This window comes from Prevotella sp. P6B4 (genome assembly GCF_000619985.1).
GTDB lineage: Bacteria > Bacteroidota > Bacteroidia > Bacteroidales > Bacteroidaceae > Prevotella.
The window spans coordinates 35647-52097 of sequence record NZ_JHVE01000014.1; the positions used below are offsets into that span (position 1 = coordinate 35647).

The 16451-nt window shown below is 44.7% G+C and carries 16 protein-coding genes and 2 tRNA genes; 13 read left to right on the forward strand and 5 right to left on the reverse strand.

Annotated features, from left to right (window positions below; all coding sequences use genetic code 11):
• Positions 1–46: 46 nt before the first annotated feature.
• Positions 47–1870, reverse strand: a complete 1824-nt coding sequence (gene recQ, locus T491_RS0110125; RefSeq protein ID WP_028903786.1) for a DNA helicase RecQ — start codon at positions 1868–1870, stop codon at positions 47–49.
• Positions 1871–1987: 117 nt separating this feature from the next.
• On the opposite strand from recQ, the gene T491_RS0110130 reads away from it, so the two are divergent.
• The 9 genes from T491_RS0110130 (at position 1988) to T491_RS16270 (ending at position 11182) form a co-directional block, all read left to right on the forward strand.
• On the forward strand, positions 1988–2452 hold the full coding sequence (locus T491_RS0110130) for an AraC family transcriptional regulator (protein ID WP_028903787.1): 465 nt from the start codon (positions 1988–1990) through the stop codon (positions 2450–2452).
• A gap of 44 nt (positions 2453–2496) precedes the next feature.
• A complete protein-coding gene (locus tag T491_RS0110135; protein WP_081773342.1) occupies positions 2497–4404 on the forward strand; it encodes a dihydrofolate reductase in 1908 nt (635 codons plus the stop codon).
• Between the two features lie 8 nt (positions 4405–4412).
• Positions 4413–5027: a DNA alkylation repair protein gene (locus T491_RS0110140; protein ID WP_033148749.1), complete on the forward strand. Its 615-nt coding sequence runs from the start codon at positions 4413–4415 to the stop codon at positions 5025–5027.
• A 62-nt stretch (positions 5028–5089) separates the two neighbouring features.
• Positions 5090–5605 carry a Fur family transcriptional regulator gene (locus tag T491_RS0110145; protein WP_028903790.1) on the forward strand — a complete coding sequence of 172 codons (516 nt, stop codon included), beginning with the start codon at positions 5090–5092 and terminating at the stop codon, positions 5603–5605.
• Positions 5592–6863 (forward strand): adenylosuccinate synthase, encoded by a 1272-nt coding sequence (locus T491_RS0110150; protein WP_028903791.1) that lies wholly within the window; start codon positions 5592–5594, stop codon positions 6861–6863. The genes T491_RS0110145 and T491_RS0110150 overlap by 14 nt, the downstream gene beginning before the upstream one ends.
• 3 nt (positions 6864–6866) lie before the next feature.
• Positions 6867–8231 (forward strand): histidine--tRNA ligase, encoded by a 1365-nt coding sequence (hisS, locus tag T491_RS0110155; protein ID WP_028903792.1) that lies wholly within the window; start codon positions 6867–6869, stop codon positions 8229–8231.
• Between the two features lie 67 nt (positions 8232–8298).
• Entirely contained in the window at positions 8299–9120 is an 822-nt protein-coding gene (locus tag T491_RS16265; protein ID WP_231480234.1) for a rhamnogalacturonan acetylesterase, read from the forward strand.
• A 131-nt stretch (positions 9121–9251) separates the two neighbouring features.
• Entirely contained in the window at positions 9252–9809 is a 558-nt protein-coding gene (locus tag T491_RS0110165; RefSeq protein WP_028903793.1) for an NADH peroxidase, read from the forward strand.
• 41 nt (positions 9810–9850) lie between these two features.
• Complete coding sequence (locus T491_RS16270) at positions 9851–11182, forward strand: right-handed parallel beta-helix repeat-containing protein (protein ID WP_051523106.1); 1332 nt, start codon at positions 9851–9853, stop codon at positions 11180–11182.
• On the opposite strand, the gene T491_RS0110175 is transcribed toward T491_RS16270, so the two are convergent.
• The gene (locus T491_RS0110175) at positions 11179–11652 is read right to left on the reverse strand and encodes a cytidine deaminase (protein ID WP_028903794.1); all 474 of its coding nucleotides are present in this window, start codon (positions 11650–11652) and stop codon (positions 11179–11181) included. The genes T491_RS16270 and T491_RS0110175 overlap by 4 nt on opposite strands.
• 76 nt (positions 11653–11728) lie before the next feature.
• Between T491_RS0110175 and T491_RS0110180 the strand changes: the two genes are divergently transcribed.
• On the forward strand, positions 11729–12640 hold the full coding sequence (locus T491_RS0110180; protein ID WP_028903795.1) for a glucosaminidase domain-containing protein: 912 nt from the start codon (positions 11729–11731) through the stop codon (positions 12638–12640).
• A 46-nt stretch (positions 12641–12686) separates the two neighbouring features.
• Here the strand turns inward: T491_RS0110180 and T491_RS0110185 are convergent.
• A tRNA-Gly gene (locus T491_RS0110185) sits at positions 12687–12757 on the reverse strand.
• Between the two features lie 34 nt (positions 12758–12791).
• A tRNA-Thr gene (locus tag T491_RS0110190) sits at positions 12792–12864 on the reverse strand.
• 287 nt (positions 12865–13151) lie between these two features.
• Between T491_RS0110190 and T491_RS16275 the strand changes: the two genes are divergently transcribed.
• Together T491_RS16275 and T491_RS0110200 are read left to right on the forward strand one after the other, a co-directional pair.
• Positions 13152–13634, forward strand: a complete 483-nt coding sequence (locus tag T491_RS16275) for a DUF4890 domain-containing protein (protein ID WP_197018849.1) — start codon at positions 13152–13154, stop codon at positions 13632–13634.
• 176 nt (positions 13635–13810) lie between these two features.
• Positions 13811–14173, forward strand: a complete 363-nt coding sequence (locus tag T491_RS0110200; protein WP_028903796.1) for a hypothetical protein — start codon at positions 13811–13813, stop codon at positions 14171–14173.
• A 243-nt stretch (positions 14174–14416) separates the two neighbouring features.
• Here T491_RS0110200 and prmA read toward each other — a convergent pair whose 3' ends face one another.
• Entirely contained in the window at positions 14417–15325 is a 909-nt protein-coding gene (prmA, locus tag T491_RS0110205; RefSeq protein WP_028903797.1) for a 50S ribosomal protein L11 methyltransferase, read from the reverse strand.
• Positions 15326–15454: 129 nt separating this feature from the next.
• Between prmA and T491_RS17115 the strand changes: the two genes are divergently transcribed.
• Positions 15455–16435 carry a hypothetical protein gene (locus T491_RS17115; RefSeq protein ID WP_051523108.1) on the forward strand — a complete coding sequence of 327 codons (981 nt, stop codon included), beginning with the start codon at positions 15455–15457 and terminating at the stop codon, positions 16433–16435.
• Positions 16436–16451 lie beyond the last annotated feature (16 nt).

Here is a 16451-nt window from a genome sequence, read left to right on the forward strand (position 1 = left end):
TAGTTTCTTTTTCCCTTTTTTATAATAATAAGGTGTAAAAACGGGCTTAAACGTACTTTTGGATCAGTGATACAAAACGATCGCCATACTTGCCTTTTTTGTGCTCTCCGATGCCCTGAATATTGCCAAACTGATCGAGCGAAGTAGGCTTGATGGTGGCCAGAGCATGGAGCACCTTGTCGCTGAAAACGATATAGGGTGGAAAGCCTTCTTCGTCGGCGCATGCCTTCCTGAGCTGGCGAAGGGCTTCGAACAGTTTGGGGTCTTCGATACCGGTTGTCGGGGGGAGACCTGGGATGGTGATGGTTGGGATTTCCAGACGCAGTTTCGGTTTCTTCTTCGGGGCTTCCTTGGCGCTATGGTCAATCACGCATAACGGAGCCGATTTGCGTCCGTAAAGTACGTCGTTGCCTATTTCGGTAACTTTCACTTTGTTGCCGTCGTTATAGGCTATCTCGATAAAGCCCATCTGTAGCATCTGCAACAGGTAATCCTGCCAGTCGTTAATGCTTAAATCATGACCTACGCCGAATGTCTTCAGCTGGTCGTACCCGTGTCTGACGATGCTGGGTGAGCGCATGCCCTTCAGAATCTCTATGATAGTTGATATGCGAATCTCCTCGTTGCAGCGCTTAGCAGCGCTTAATGCCATTTGTACGTATCGGGTGCCGTCGAAGCGTTGGGGTGGGTTGTCGCATACATCACAGTTGCCACAGTCGTGATCGGTCTGTTCGCTGAAGTAGTTCAGCAGGATACGACGCCTGCAGACGTTTGACTCTGCATACTCACGCATGCGTTTCAACTTATCCATGTTTACATCCTGCTGACCGCTTTGGCGGGCAAACTCGGATAGCTGGATGATATCGGCCAGAGAATAAAATAAGACGGTATCGGCGGGAGCACCATCACGTCCGGCGCGGCCTATCTCCTGATAGAAACTCTCAATGCTTTTGGGCATATTGTAATGAATCACCCATCGCACGTTGCTCTTGTCGATACCCATGCCAAAGGCAATCGTAGCGCAAACCACCAATAGCTGGTCGTTCTTGAATTGTTCCTGAGTCTGGCTTCGTTCCAGATTCGACATGCCTGCGTGGTATGCCGCAGCGTTGATACCTTTCTTGCGCAGGTCGGCAGCAACTTTCTCGGTAGTTTTGCGACTCAGGCAGTAGATGATGCCGGCATCGTGAGGGCGTGCTTTGATGAAATTAAGAATAAAGTGCATTTTCTCTGCGCCTCTATAACCCCTTTTTACGGTTAGGCTAAGGTTGGGACGGTCGAAACTGGAAACAAACTCGCGCGCGTTTCTTAATTTCAATTGTTCGATAATGTCGTGGCGGGTGATCTTGTCGGCGGTAGCTGTCAGAGCCATCATCGGGACGTCCGGGAACTTATCTCTGAGGGTGCCCAGTTGTGTGTACTCTGGTCTGAAGTCGTGACCCCATTGCGAAATACAGTGGGCCTCGTCGATGGCAAACAGTGATATCTGTAGGTTCTTAAGCAGATAGTCGCATTCGGCCATCACTTTTTCTGGCGAAATATACAATAATTTTATTTCGCCATTGATGCATTTCCGCCTGATTACCAAGTCGGCTGTAGAATCGTTTCCGCTATTCAGTGCCTCGGCCTCAATGCCGTTAGCGCGAAGCGCCTCGACCTGATCTTTCATGAGGCTGATTAATGGTGAAATAATTATGGCAATTCCTGGCATGGCGAGAGCCGGAATCTGATAGCAGATACTTTTGCCGCCGCCCGTTGGCATCAGTACTAATGCATCGTTCCCGTTGATGACGTGGCGGATGATTTCTTCCTGATTCTCGCGGAATGAATTATAGCCGAAATACTGTTGTAAAACACCAAAAATATCCATAATTATTTTAAATTTTGGGCAAAGGTAATGCTTTTTTCTCAATTTTTCTTCAAAAACTATTGTTAATTCGAAAAATCTTGCTAACTTTGCGCAACATTAAAAAATTACCAAAAGCAAATGGCAAAGTACAACATTATTGAGAAGAAGGAAAAGGTAGCGGCTTACAGAAGTTTGGTGAGCCCAAAGATGATGGATGAAATGCAAGAAAAAATCATGAACATCATCGTGATGCAGAAGAAGTATCGTGACAAGGATTATTCAGCAAAGAAACTGGCTGAGGAATTAGGAACAAATACCCGTTATATCTCAGCTGTCGTTAACGTGCGTTTTCATATGAACTATACTTCATTTGTGAATAAGTATAGAATCGATGAGGCTATGACTATCCTTGTTGACAAGCGTTATCAGGATTTACGCATGGAAGAGGTTAGTGATATGGTTGGATTTGCTAACCGTCAGTCGTTCTATGCTTCATTCTATCGCGTAATGGGTATGACTCCTCGTGATTATCGTATGGAGCACCTCAAGCAGCACCCTGCTATGAAGGCTAAGCGTGGTCGTAAACCAAAGACAGAAGAATAATAGTGGATTTTAACTATCAAGATGAGCGTTTTGCTGATCTGCAGATGCTCAGATATCGTCTGAATGGATTTGAAAAACTGTCGTTACAGCAGAAGAAGTTAGTTTACTACCTTTCAAAAGCTACGCTGTTCGGACGAGATATTACATTTGATCAATTCGGTAAATACAACCTCCGCATCCGTAAGATGTTGGAGGTTGTATATGTTGATATGAGTATCGCTCATGATTCTGATGACTTCAAGGCGCTTGAGGTGTATCTGAAACGTCTGTGGTTTTCAAGTGGCATACATCATCACTATGGTTGCGAGAAGTTCAAACCAGGTTTCTCGGCTGAGTATCTGCGCGAGGCACTCCACCTGGTGGATGCATGCAAACTGCCATTGAAGTCGGGAGAGACTGTCGATGAGATGTGTGATGAACTCTTCCCGGTTATCTTCGATGAGCAGGTGATGCCAAAACGTGTAAATCAGGCCGATGGAGAGGACTTGCTGCTGACGTCGGCTTGTAATTTCTACGATGGTGTGACACAGGCTGAAGCAGAGGCTTTTTATGATCGCCAGAAACAAAACGAGGCAACTCCTGATACACCACCTTCCTACGGACTGAACTCAACCCTGGTGAAGGAAAATGGTGAGGTGAAGGAGTTGGTTTGGTCGGCTGATGGTAAATATGCCAATGCTATCCGTAACGTTATCTGTTGGTTGGAAAAAGCACGTGATGTGGCAGAGAATGAACAACAGAAGCTAGTTATTTCTTTGCTGATAAGCTATTATCAATCAGGTGATTTGCAGATATTCAATAAATATTGTATTGAATGGCTGAAAGAACATGATTCGGCCATAGATTTCATTAACGGCTTTATCGAGGTGTATGGCGATCCACTTGGTCTGAAAGGCTCGTGGGAAGGTCTGGTGGAATATATTGATGAAGATGCCACGCATCGTACACAGACCATCAGTAGTCATGCTCAGTGGTTCGAGGATCATTCGCCTGTGGATGCCCGTTTCCGTAAACCGGTAGTGAAAGGTGTGTCGGCCAACGTTATCTGTGCAGCTATGTTGGGTGGTGATGAGTATCCGGCAACAGCTATTGGTATCAATCTGCCTAATGCTGATTGGATCAGAGCTGTATATGGTAGCAAGAGCATCACCATCAGTAATATTACCGATGCCTATAATAAAGCAGCAAAAGGTAACGGGTTCAAGGAAGAATTCGTTGTTGATCAGGAAACACTGGAGATGATAGAAAGCTATGGCGACATCTGTGATGATCTGCATACTGATCTGCATGAGTGCTTGGGGCATGGAAGCGGTCAGCTGTTGCCAGGTGTTGATCCCGATGCACTGAAAGCCTATAGCAGTACGATAGAGGAGGCGAGAGCTGATTTGTTTGGTCTCTATTATATAGCAGACCGCAAACTGGTGGAGTTGGGACTCGTTCCTGATGAGAAGGCTTACCAGTCGCAGTATTATACCTATATGATGAATGGCCTGATGACCCAGCTGATACGTATTACGCCTGGTCATCAACTCGAAGAGGCTCACATGCGTAACCGTGCTTTGATAGCTCATTGGTCCTATGAGAATGGCGACGTTATCAAATTGGTGAAGCGTGATGGTAAGACTTATGTTGAGATTAGCGATTATGCAGAACTGAGAACGTTGATAGCCCGTCTGCTAGCTGAGATTCAACGTATAAAGAGTGAAGGCGACTATGAGGCTGCTCGTGATATGGTAGAGCGTTATGCGGTGAAGGTTGATGCCGAACTGCATGCCGAAGTGCTGGAGCGATATAAGAAACTGAATCTGGCTCCGTACAAGGGATTTATCAATCCGCAGCTTTTGCCGGTATATGATGAAAAACGTGAAATCTGTGATATTGAGGTGAACTATGGGGAGAGCTATGCACACCAGATGTTGCGATATAGTGCAGAGTATGCCACATTAATTTAATTGAAGAAATGGATATAAACCAACAGATAAAGGAAATCAAGCAATCATTCCGTCTGATGATGGACGGAATGGTTGCTACTTCTATGCGTAATAAAGGATTAGATTATAAACTGAATTGGGGTGCCACGCTACCCCGACTCAAAGCTAAAGCTGAGGAGATAGGGCAGGATTATGATCTGGCTATTGCGTTATGGAAAGAGAATGTGCGTGAATGCAAGATTCTTGCAACGATGTTGATGCCCGCAGACAAAATATTGCCAGAAGTGGTTGATATATGGATGGAGCAGATTGATTCGCAGGAGATAGCAGAACAGGCTTCGTTCAACCTTTTTCAGTATCTGCCGTTCGCTGCTGAAAAAGCCTATACCTGGATGGCTTCCGATAAGGAGTTGTATCAGCTGTGTGGCTTTCATGTTCTGTCACGTTTGTTCATGAATGGTCAGCAACCAAATGAACGAGGTATCAACGAGTTTATCGATCAGGCTCTGGCGGCTATCCAGGGGCAGAGTCTGATGGTAAAGAAAGCAGCCATGAATACCATGATGCGATTTGCAGAACTTGGATTAGTATACGAACGACTTGCAAAAAGTGCATTAAAACGGGCTAATTTAGATTTTTTTTAAATAAAGTTTCTTTTATCTGCCCGAAAATGCGTACCTTTGTGCGGTTTTCTTGAGAGAATCAGATGAAAGAAAGTGTAATTGCAGCTGTAGAGAGGTTACTGGATAACTATCTTGAGATGAATAATCATCGCAAGACACCAGAGCGTTACACTATTCTCAGAGCAATCTATAGCATCAATGGACACTTCACTCTCGATGAGTTGAAATCACGTCTGGCTCAAGAGATGGATTTTCCTGTTAGCAGGGCTACCTTGTATAATACACTGAACCTGTTTTTGTCGCTTAGACTTGTTGTAAGACATCGTTTTCAAGGTTCAACTAAATACGAAGCTTGTTATGATAACCAGAGCCATTGTCATCAGATATGCACGATATGTGGTAAGGTGACAGAGATTAAATCCCCCGAGATTATCGCGGCTGTGGATAATATGCATCTAAAGCGATTCCGAAAAGACGGATTTACACTTTATGTGTATGGTGTATGTAGCACATGTCAGATTAAATTGACTAAACGCAAGAAGACTGTAAAGGTAATAAAAGGTAAGAATAAAAATAAAACTGAAAATGAACAAAGGTAAAGTTGACGTCCTGCTCGGTTTGCAGTGGGGTGACGAAGGAAAAGGTAAGGTGGTCGATGTACTGACTCCAAAGTACGATGTAGTTGCTCGTTTCCAGGGTGGTCCTAATGCAGGTCATACTTTGGAGTTTGAGGGTGAGAAGTATGTGCTTCGCTCTATTCCTTCAGGTATTTTCCAGGGTGATAAGGTAAACATCATCGGTAATGGTGTAGTGCTGGCTCCAGATCTCTTTATGGAAGAAGCCAAGGCACTCGAGGCAAGCGGTCATGAACTGCGTAGCCGTCTGCATATCTCAAAGAAAGCTCATCTCATTATGCCTACCCATCGCGTACTCGATGCTGCCTATGAGGCTCAGAAAGGTAAGAATAAGGTAGGTACTACTGGTAAGGGTATTGGTCCTACTTATACCGATAAGGTAAGCCGTAATGGTCTGCGTGTTGGCGATATCCTCGAGAACTTTGAGGAGAAGTATGCCAAGGCTAAGGCACGTCACGATGCTATTCTGAAGTCGCTCAACTTTGACTATGATATCACTGAGGTGGAGAAGAAGTGGCTGGAAGGTATCGAATATCTGCGTCAGTTCCCCATCGTTGATTCTGAGCACGAAATCAATAATCTCCTGAAGAGCGGTAAGAGCGTGCTCTGCGAGGGTGCTCAGGGTACGATGCTCGATGTTGACTTCGGTTCATACCCCTTCGTAACATCATCTAACACCATCTGTGCTGGTGCTTGCACTGGTCTGGGTATCGGTCCCAATAAGATTGGCGATGTATATGGTATCATGAAAGCTTACTGCACACGCGTTGGTGCAGGCCCTTTCCCCACAGAGTTGTTTGATGAGACAGGTAAGAAGATACGCGATCTGGGTCACGAGTATGGTGCTGTTACCGGTCGTGAGCGTCGTTGTGGTTGGATTGACCTTGTAGCCTTGAAATACTCTATCATGGTGAACGGCGTTACCCAGCTCATTATGATGAAGAGCGATGTACTCGATGGATTCGACACCATCAAGGCATGTGTTGCTTATAAGCAGAATGGTACAGAGATCGATTACTTCCCATACAACATCGAGGATGGTATCGAGCCTGTATATCAGGAGCTGCCTGGCTGGAAGACAGATATGACTAAGTTTACCAGCGAGGATCAGTTCCCTAAAGAGTTCAATGATTATATAGCATTCCTGGAGCAGCAGTTGGAGACTCCAATTAAGATTATCTCTATCGGTCCCGATCGCGCCCAGACAATTGTAAGAAAGTAATAAATGGCACAGAAACCAAGTATTCCCAAAGGAACGCGCGACTTCTCTCCAATGGAGATGGCTAAGCGTAATTATATTTTTGATACTATCAAACATGTGTACCAGCTCTATGGCTTTCAGCAGATAGAGACCCCTGCTATGGAAACCCTCGGCACACTGATGGGTAAATATGGCGAAGAGGGTGATAAGCTGCTGTTCAAGGTACTGAACTCTGGCGATTACCTCTCGAAGATAACGCCCGATGAGCTGGCTGAGCGTAACTCGCTGCGTTTGGCTGCCAAACTCTGCGAAAAGGGTTTGCGTTACGACCTTACCGTACCTTTTGCCCGCTACGTGGTGATGCATCGCGAAGAGTTGCAGCTGCCTTTCAAGCGTTACCAGATGCAGCCGGTATGGCGTGCCGACCGTCCTCAGAAAGGACGTTATCGTGAGTTCTGGCAGTTTGATGGCGACATCGTAGGTTCTGATTCGTTGCTGAACGAGGTGGAGTTGATGCAGATCGTAGACACCGTATTCAGCCGTTTCGGCGTACGTGTTCAGATCAAGATCAACAACCGCAAAATCCTGACAGGTATTGCCGAGGTAATCGGTGCTGCTGAGAAGATTGTTGATATCACCGTTGCTATTGACAAGCTGGATAAGATCGGACTCGACAACGTGAACCAGGAGCTGCGTGAGGATGGGCTCTCTGATGAGCAGATTGAGAAGCTTCAGCCTATTATCTCACTCGAGGGTACCAACGACGAGAAGTTGAACACCATTGCTGAGGTGCTGGCTACCAGTGAAACTGGTTTGAAGGGCGTTGAGGAAACGCGCTTCATTCTCGATACACTGAAGACACTCGGTCTGAAGAACGAGATTCAGCTTGACCTGACTTTGGCTCGTGGTTTGAACTACTACACAGGCGCCATCTTCGAGGTAAAAGCGCTCGACGTGCAGATTGGTTCAATCACAGGTGGCGGTCGTTACGATAACCTCACAGGTATCTTCGGTATGCCTGGTATCTCGGGCGTAGGTATCAGTTTTGGTGTGGATCGTATCTTCGATGTACTGAACGCACTCGACTGCTATCCAAAGGACGCTACCAACGGCACCCAGCTGCTATTCATCAATTTTGGCGATAAGGAGACTGCTTACTGTCTGCCATTCGTTGCTAAGGCTCGTGAGGCTGGCATCCGTACAGAGATATTCCCCGATTCTACTAAGATGAAGAAGCAGATGTCGTATGCCAATGCCAAGCAGATTCCATTCGTGGCTTTGGCTGGTGAGAACGAGATGTCTGAAGGCAAACTGACGCTGAAGAATATGGAGACTGGCGAGCAGAGTCTCATCACTATCGATGAAATTATCCAGACGATTCTTGCATAATCGTTGATATAACTATCTAATCCCCCTCCGCTATTGGAGGGGGATTTCTACTAAAACAATTGAAACAATGAAAAAACTTACATTATTATTCTTTATAGGAGGATTGTTGCTGCTTACGGCGATGACTCCCGATAAGCATACTACCATCTTTGTGATTGGCGACTCGACAGCAGCCAACAAGGATACAACTGGTGGAAAGCAGGAACGTGGATGGGGCATGATGTTGCAGGATTGCTTTGATGCCGATTATATCGTGGTGGATAACCATGCTGTGAATGGCCGTAGTTCTAAAAGCTTCATCGACGAAGGTCGATGGGGTAAGGTGCTGGAGAAGCTTAAGCCTGGCGACTATGTGATTATCCAGTTCGGACATAATGACGAAAAGCCCAATCTTGCCCGACATACAGATCCGGGTTCAACCTTTGATTACAACCTGGCTAAGTTTGTGCGCGAGACACGAGAGCATGGTGGTATTCCTGTACTGATGAATCCGGTGGTGCGTCGCAACTTTTTTGTGGTTGCGCCTCAGAACGACGACGACGAGAAGCTGCGCACATCAACCTTTAAGGATGGCGTAAAAATGATTGAGGGCGACACCCTTTACGATACCCACGGCCAGTATCGTGTGGCACCAAAGGATGTGGCAATCCGTATGAACTGCCACTTTGTAGATGCCAACACCATTACCCACAACCTGGAACAGGGTATGGGAACTGAGGCTTCGAAAAAGTTGCACATGTGGTATCGACCCGGTGAAGAGCCATCGGAGCCAAAGGGCAAGCAGGACAATACACATTATAATATATATGGTGCCAGAGTGGTGGCAAATCTGCTGGCCGATGCACTCTGTCAAGAGATTCCCATGCTGAGTAAATATCGTAAGAAATAACCTAATTACGCAACATTTTAAAATAAATCCTGCAAAATCCTTGCGGGATTTAATTTTTATGCTTATATTTGCAGCAAAAGAATATTGTACTAACAAAATATCATGTATTAATAACTAAACAAATTACAATTATGACAAAGAAATTTATCTGCGCTGTTTGTGGTTACATCTACGAAGGCGAGAATCCTCCCGAGAAGTGTCCAATCTGTAAGGCTCCTGCCTCTAAGTTCTCTGAGCTGAAGGACGATGGTGACGTAACTTATGCTACTGTTCATCGTATTGGCGATGGTAAGCCCGAGGGGGTATCAGAAGAAATGATTAACGACCTGCGTGCACACTTTAATGGTGAGTGCAGCGAGGTAGGTATGTATCTGGCTATGGCTCGTCAGGCCGACCGCGAGGGTTATCCTGAGATTGCAGAGGCATTCAAGCGTTATGCTTTCGAGGAGGCTGACCACGCTTCACGTTTTGCTGAGCTACTGGGCGAGTGCGTATGGGACACCAAGACCAATCTGGAGAAGCGCGCTGCAGCTGAGGCTGGTGCTTGCGAGGATAAGTTCCGTATTGCCAAGAACGCTAAGGCTGCCGGATTCGATGCTATCCACGACACTGTTCACGAGATGGCTAAGGATGAGGCTCGTCATGGTGCAGGCTTCGCTGGGCTTCTCAAGAGATATTTTGGCAAGTAGTCAATATAATAAAATAAGGAATAATCCGTTTTATCATTAAGATGAAACGGATTATCTTTTTTCTATCGCTGATTCTTGGCTTGGTGGCTTGTGCTGATGACGACGCGTTTTCGGCTGCTACGGGTATGCAGCTTGATTTTCCTGTGGATACAGTGAAATTGGATACTGTTTTCAGTCGTACATCCTCATCAACTTATTCGTTCTGGGTACATAATCGGAATAGCAGTGGAGTTAAACTGCAAAGTGTACGTTTGAAACGCGGTAATCAAACTGGTTTCCGCGTCAATGTGGATGGTATCTATCTTGATAACACTAATGGTGCGCAAACCAATGATATAGAAATACGGAAAAACGATAGTATATTAGTGTTTGTGGAGATTACACCGTATGAAACTTATCGTACTGAGCCGGAACCAATAACAGATCAGTTGATGTTCTTGCTTGAGAGTGGGGTGGAGCAGCATGTTTGTCTGCAGGCTTGGGCTTGGGATGCTATCAAATGTTATTCGCCTGTTATTGAGCGTGACTCGGTTATTGAGTCGGATAAACCATTGGTCGTCTACGGTGATTTTGTAATCAAAGAGGGTGCGCATCTCACAATCCGTAATACAACCCTCTATTTTCATGCCGATGCCGGTTTAGAGGTTTATGGAACCTTATTGACAGACCACTGTACGATGCGAGGTGACCGACTTGACCGTATGTTCTCGTATTTACTTTATGATCGGGTTCCTGGGCAATGGCGCGGGGTTAGATTCTGTGAGACATCAAATGGCAATGTGCTGAATGATACACAGATTCGTAATTCCTGTCAAGGTGTGGTTTGTGACTCGGCTGCACTCGATGCTAATAGTTATCGGTTAAAGCTGAAAAACTGTATCATACATAATTGTCAGGGTGATGGCGTTAATCTGACAAACGCTCATGTAAGTCTGGAGAATTGTCAGTTATCGAACACCATGGGTGATTGTCTGAAAGTGAATGGCGGTATTGTAGAAATCGTCTATTGTACGTTGGCACAGTTCTATCCCTTTACAGGTGGACGTGGAGCTGCCTTACGCTTTAGTAATACACCTGCACCATTGATTGATTTGAAGTGTGAGAATTCCATCCTTACGGGTTACGATGATGATGTATTGATAGGAAACCAGTCATCAGCTGATGATACATTTAATTATCTGTTTTCTCACAGTCTTTTGCGTACACCTGCTCTGGCTGCTGATACTGTTCATTTCAGAGATGTTATCTGGGAGTCGCCTAAAGACTCAATAGAAGGGAAACAACATTTTGTCAAGATTGATGAATCGAATCTTGACTATGATTTCCATCTGGACTCTTTGTCGACAGCTGTGGGGTTGGGATGTTATCGTTAGAACTTAGAGAATGTCAGTGGCATTAGTTCTCTGATGCCGTCAATCACGTACACATATTTTTTGCCATAGAGCAGAATACGGATGGGGGCTTTGGCACGTGTCTCGGATTCTATGATGACCTGGCGACATGAACCGCATGGACCTACTGGCTCTTCTTCTAACTCACCGTTAGTACCACGAGCAGCTATGGCCAGCATGCGTACAGGAACATTGGGATATTGGGCACCTGCTGCAAAAAGAGCTGTACGCTCGGCACATAATCCTGATGGGTAGGCGGCGTTCTCCTGATTGCAGCCTATAATCTCCACACCATTGTCTAACCTGACTGCTGCTCCTACACAAAATTTAGAATAGGGGGCATAACTGCGGCTTGTTGCCTCAATAGCGAGTTCAATCAAGTGGTGTTCTTCTGTACTTAACTCTTCCATGTCGCACACCTTAATAACCGACTTTAGCTCCAGTTCTCTCATAAAATGCTATATTTTTGTGCAAAAATACAAATAATTCGAGAGAAATCATTACTTTTGCAGAAATAAATAGCATAATATGAGATATTTTTCCGTGTTTATAGCCTTTTTGCTTTCAGTTTCTGCTTTTTCGCAGGCCAGATGGAATCAGGCTTACCAACAATATGTAGATCAATATAAGGATATTGCTATCGAGCAGATGAAGCGCTATCGTATCCCTGCATCCATTACGTTAGCCCAAGGATTATTGGAAAGTGGTGCTGGACGTAGTGAGTTGACACGTAATAGCAATAACCATTTTGGCATAAAGTGTAATAATGGTTGGGTAGGACGTAGAACTTATCATGATGATGATCAGCGTAATGACTGTTTCCGCGTTTACGATAGTGCTTATGAATCATACGAAGACCACTCCAAGTTCTTGGCAGGTAATCAGCGTTACCGCTCTTTGTTTCAACTTAAGACTACCGATTATCGGGGGTGGGCTAAGGGCCTGAAGGCTGCTGGCTATGCTACAAATCCAGTATATGCAGAGAAACTCATAGAGATTATTCAGTTGTATAAGCTCTACCAGTATGACAATGCAAGGGAGTACGATCATTTTATGGCCCAGCGTACCAAAGATCAGGAAGTTGGTGGTGCTTCGTTACATGTCATTAAGATATTCAATAAGAATTATTATCTGATAGCCCGTCGTGGTGACACCTTTAAGTCGATTGGTCAGGAGATTGGCATCAGTTACCGCAAGATAGCTAAGTACAATGAACGCTATCGCAAGGATCAGTTAGAGGAAGGCGAGATTGTATGGCTGAAAAAGAAACAGAGCAAGGCTCCTAAGGACTATAAAGGCCGCCTCCATTATGTTCGTAGTGGTGAATCCATGTATACCATAGCTCAGAAGTATGGTATCCGGCTGAAGAGTTTGTATAAGATGAACCATTTATCGCCCGATTATCAGATAAAGGTTGGTGATGGTCTCAGATTGAGATAGCTATGGAAATAAAAAGAGTAGAGGGCTTCGGCCCCCTACTTCTCTGAGCGGAATACGGGAATCGAACCCGCCTCCCAGGCTTGGGAAGCCCGTGCACTACCGATGTGCTAATTCCGCAGCGATGAATAAGAACTCTGATTTTGACGAGGAGAGCCGATAGCCGGACTCGAACCGGCGACCCACGCATTACGAATGCGTTGCTCTACCAACTGAGCCATATCGGCAGGTCTCCTTTAGCGGGTGCAAAAGTACTCATTTTATTTGTATCGTGCAAATTTTACGCCTTTTTTTTTCGCATTAACCGTCATTTTTGTTTTTTCTATTCTTATCAGTCTTTTGTTTATATGGTTTGCTGAAGTCTTTAGACTGTTGGTAGGCATTTTTTTATGGGTTTGCTGAATTGGGCTGATCTCTGGTTAAACCAGATTGCTATCCTTGCGTCAAAAGGATAGTTACAGCTGAAAGCAATGAGTGAACTGAATATATGGTTAAACAAAAAAAGATTAGAACAATGAAAAGAATGTTTTTATCAATGATGGCAGTTCTGTTGGTTAGTACTTCTGTCATCGCACAAGAAGAGAAGAGTGAACAGCGTCAGCCACGTAAGTTTGACAAAACAGAAATGGTGAAGCATCGTACCGATGAGACGGTAAGCCGTTATCAGCTGAGTGATAAACAAGCAAAACAGCTACTCGATCTGAATACAAAGTATGCTGATAAGATGATGCCACGTGGTCCTCATCGTCATGGACGCCATGGTGAGGCAGGTCGCCCCCCAATGCCCCCTAAAAATGATATGGTGAAACGTCCAGAACCACCAAAAGATGGTAGTAAGATGAAGGAACATCATAAGGAAATGCAGGCCACAATGAAAGCCTATGAAGCTGAATTAGAGAAGATTATGACGGCCGATCAGTTTAAGAAGTATCAGAAAGACCAGAAAAAGATGCGCGAGAACCAGCATCATCCACGTCGATTTGATATGCATCAATAATTATGCTGTGTTCGTACACAATTTGGAATAATACTTGTTTATATTCAAAAATCGTCATACTTTTGCAGCGTCAAAAGACATAAAAGGTATGAAGCTTGATCCTTAAGTGGACAAGCAGCGTTAGCCCGAGAGGCGCGCTTTTAGGATAACAATTAAATTAAAGAAAGGGTAAAAAGATGAAGAAGATGATTTTGACAATGGTAGCAATGCTGAGTATGACAACTGCATTCGCTGAAAGTGAGACAGCAAACATGGTAAGCAACATAGAGGCTTATGAAATGAATATCAATATGAATAAGCTCTCTGATGCTCTGAATCTGGCAGACGACCAGAAGGAAGCTGTTGAGAACATCCATTACGTGTTCAACACAGAGATGACCTATGCTGCTCAGTATGGTAATACAGATCGCGACGCTTTGGTTAAGCGCGCTATCAACACCGACGTAAAGCGCATGAGTTATGTTCTGAACGAGGAGCAGATGCATAAGTATCTGATGCTGCTCAACGCTACGATCAACAATCGTGGTCTAAACAAGTAAATTTCGTTTTATTAGTTATTATTGGTCATTCTTTCTTGAGGCGTCCGTGATGGATGCCTCTATTTTGTTTATGATGCATAAAAAGAAAGAGAGGCGAGCATTCGCTGCTAGCCTCTCTTTAATAAAAAACTAAATTAATCAACCATAAACCTTAACCATTAAAATCGAGTGCAAAGGTAATGATATTACCTGAGAAACAAGAATTTTTGGTGTATTGTTAACAATCTTTATATTATATGCATATTAATACTTAAAAACGAGGCAAGCCCAATCCTGATCACTGGTCTGGGACATAAGCGAAAGCCCAAGTTTATGGGCATTTTTAATCAGTATATCGCAATCGTCTGTGTAGAAGCCACTTAGGATGAGCAGAGATCCGTGATGCATCTTCCCAACGAAGCTGGGCATGTCTGCTAACAGGATGTTTCTATTAATATTTGCCAGCACTAAATCAAAATCGCTATCGATTTTGCTTAGAATCGAAGCATCGCCTAATAGTGATGTAAATCGTTCGTCAACGCGATTGATAACGGCATTATGTCTGGCATTATCAACGCTCCACTCGTCAATGTCGTATCCTACAGCTTGCTGGGCACCAAGTTTCAGGGAGCAGATAGAGAGGATGCCGGTTCCAGTACCACAGTCGAGAACTCGTAGAGAATCGGTTCTGGGCGCTTGAGACTCGGGGGATAAGGAACTTGGTTTAAGAAGCGAGATGAGTTGAGTGCAAATCATCCTTGTGGTTTCGTGGGTACCAGTTCCGAAGGCCAATTTCGCATCAATTTCGATAGAGATTGTGGAAGTGGTGCTTCCTGATGTGATGGTGTCAGGCAAGTGTCGTCCATCGTGGATAATCAGTTTCCCATCAGCAATGATGATGGGCTCAAAACCTTCTTGTTCCCATTGCTCATTCCAATCGCGATCTTCAGCTTCGCGTACCTTATATAATATATTGGTACTATCAAAAGGAAAATCCTCGATGCATGCCTTTAGCGTATCTTCATCAAAGAGACTTTGTTGAACATAGCCTTTAACTCCAGTAGGAGTCTCCTCAAACGTCTCAAAACCAGCCTCGCCAGCCAGTGATGCCAACAGGTCGGCTGCATCGCTTGAGAAGGGCGAAATTGTGAATTCTACTTCGAAATATTTCATATAATCGTTAATTTTTGAGGCAAAATTACAAAAATTAGGGAAAATCCTACTATAAGTTAGGGTTTTTCCCTACATTTGCACCAAAATTCGTTGTATTTTTGCAACGTGAATCATTAAACTTAGAAGAAAATGAAAAAACTGTTGTTAATTTCAATGCTGATCGGAGCCATGCCTCTGTCGATGATGGCTCAAGATGACGATCTCTATTTTGTACCCAAAAAGAAGAAGGCACAGTTAGAGACGGTGAAGGAAAATACCCGCGTGGTTGCTCCACAGCCGAAAGCCCAGAGCAGCTATGAGGTGATAGACGGTGATACAACCAAATTAGATGTAATCGACTTTACAGGGGGGAAGGGCGTTTATCCATCAGACTCGTTGCAGACAGAGGATTATGCACTGACCAAACAGATGATGCGATTCGACGATTACGACGTGAGTGATAACGCTGCTTTCTGGGCAGGTTATAACGCAGGCCGCAGTTCGTTGTTGTGGCATTCGCCTTGGTATTATAGCCGTTATGGTTGGTATGATCCTTGGTATTATGGTTCTTGGTATGGATACAGTAGTCTGTATAGTCCTTGGTATTACAGCTGGTATGATCCCTGGTACAATGGTTGGTACGATCCATATTGGAGTACATGGGGGTGGCCTTACTATGGTTATTACAGATGGTATTATCCGCATTATTACTATGGTTATTATGGCCATTACTATGGTGGTGGCGGTGGTCACTATTACGGACGCACAGGTAATGCTGGCACTATCGATTTGTCTGGTCGCACCAGTTATCGTCCTGCACATCGCAACACTGTTTCAACCAATAGTGCGCGTATGGGCAGTCTGAGAGATCGCGCTGCACGTATGGATGGCGGTACCAGAGTAAACATGTCAGGCAATGGTCAGCGTGTTGGTCAGCGTGTTGGTCGCCGTACTTATGATAATTCGAATAGCAGCAGCTATAGCCGTTCTTCTACTTACACACCATCACGTTCTTCTTCAAGTAGCAGTGGTAGCTTTGGTGGCGGTAGCCGTTCTAGTAGCGGTGGATTCAGTGGTGGTAGTCGTTCTAGTGGTGGTAGCGGAGGTAGTCACATGGGTGGACGCCGTTAACATTATACATTAAACA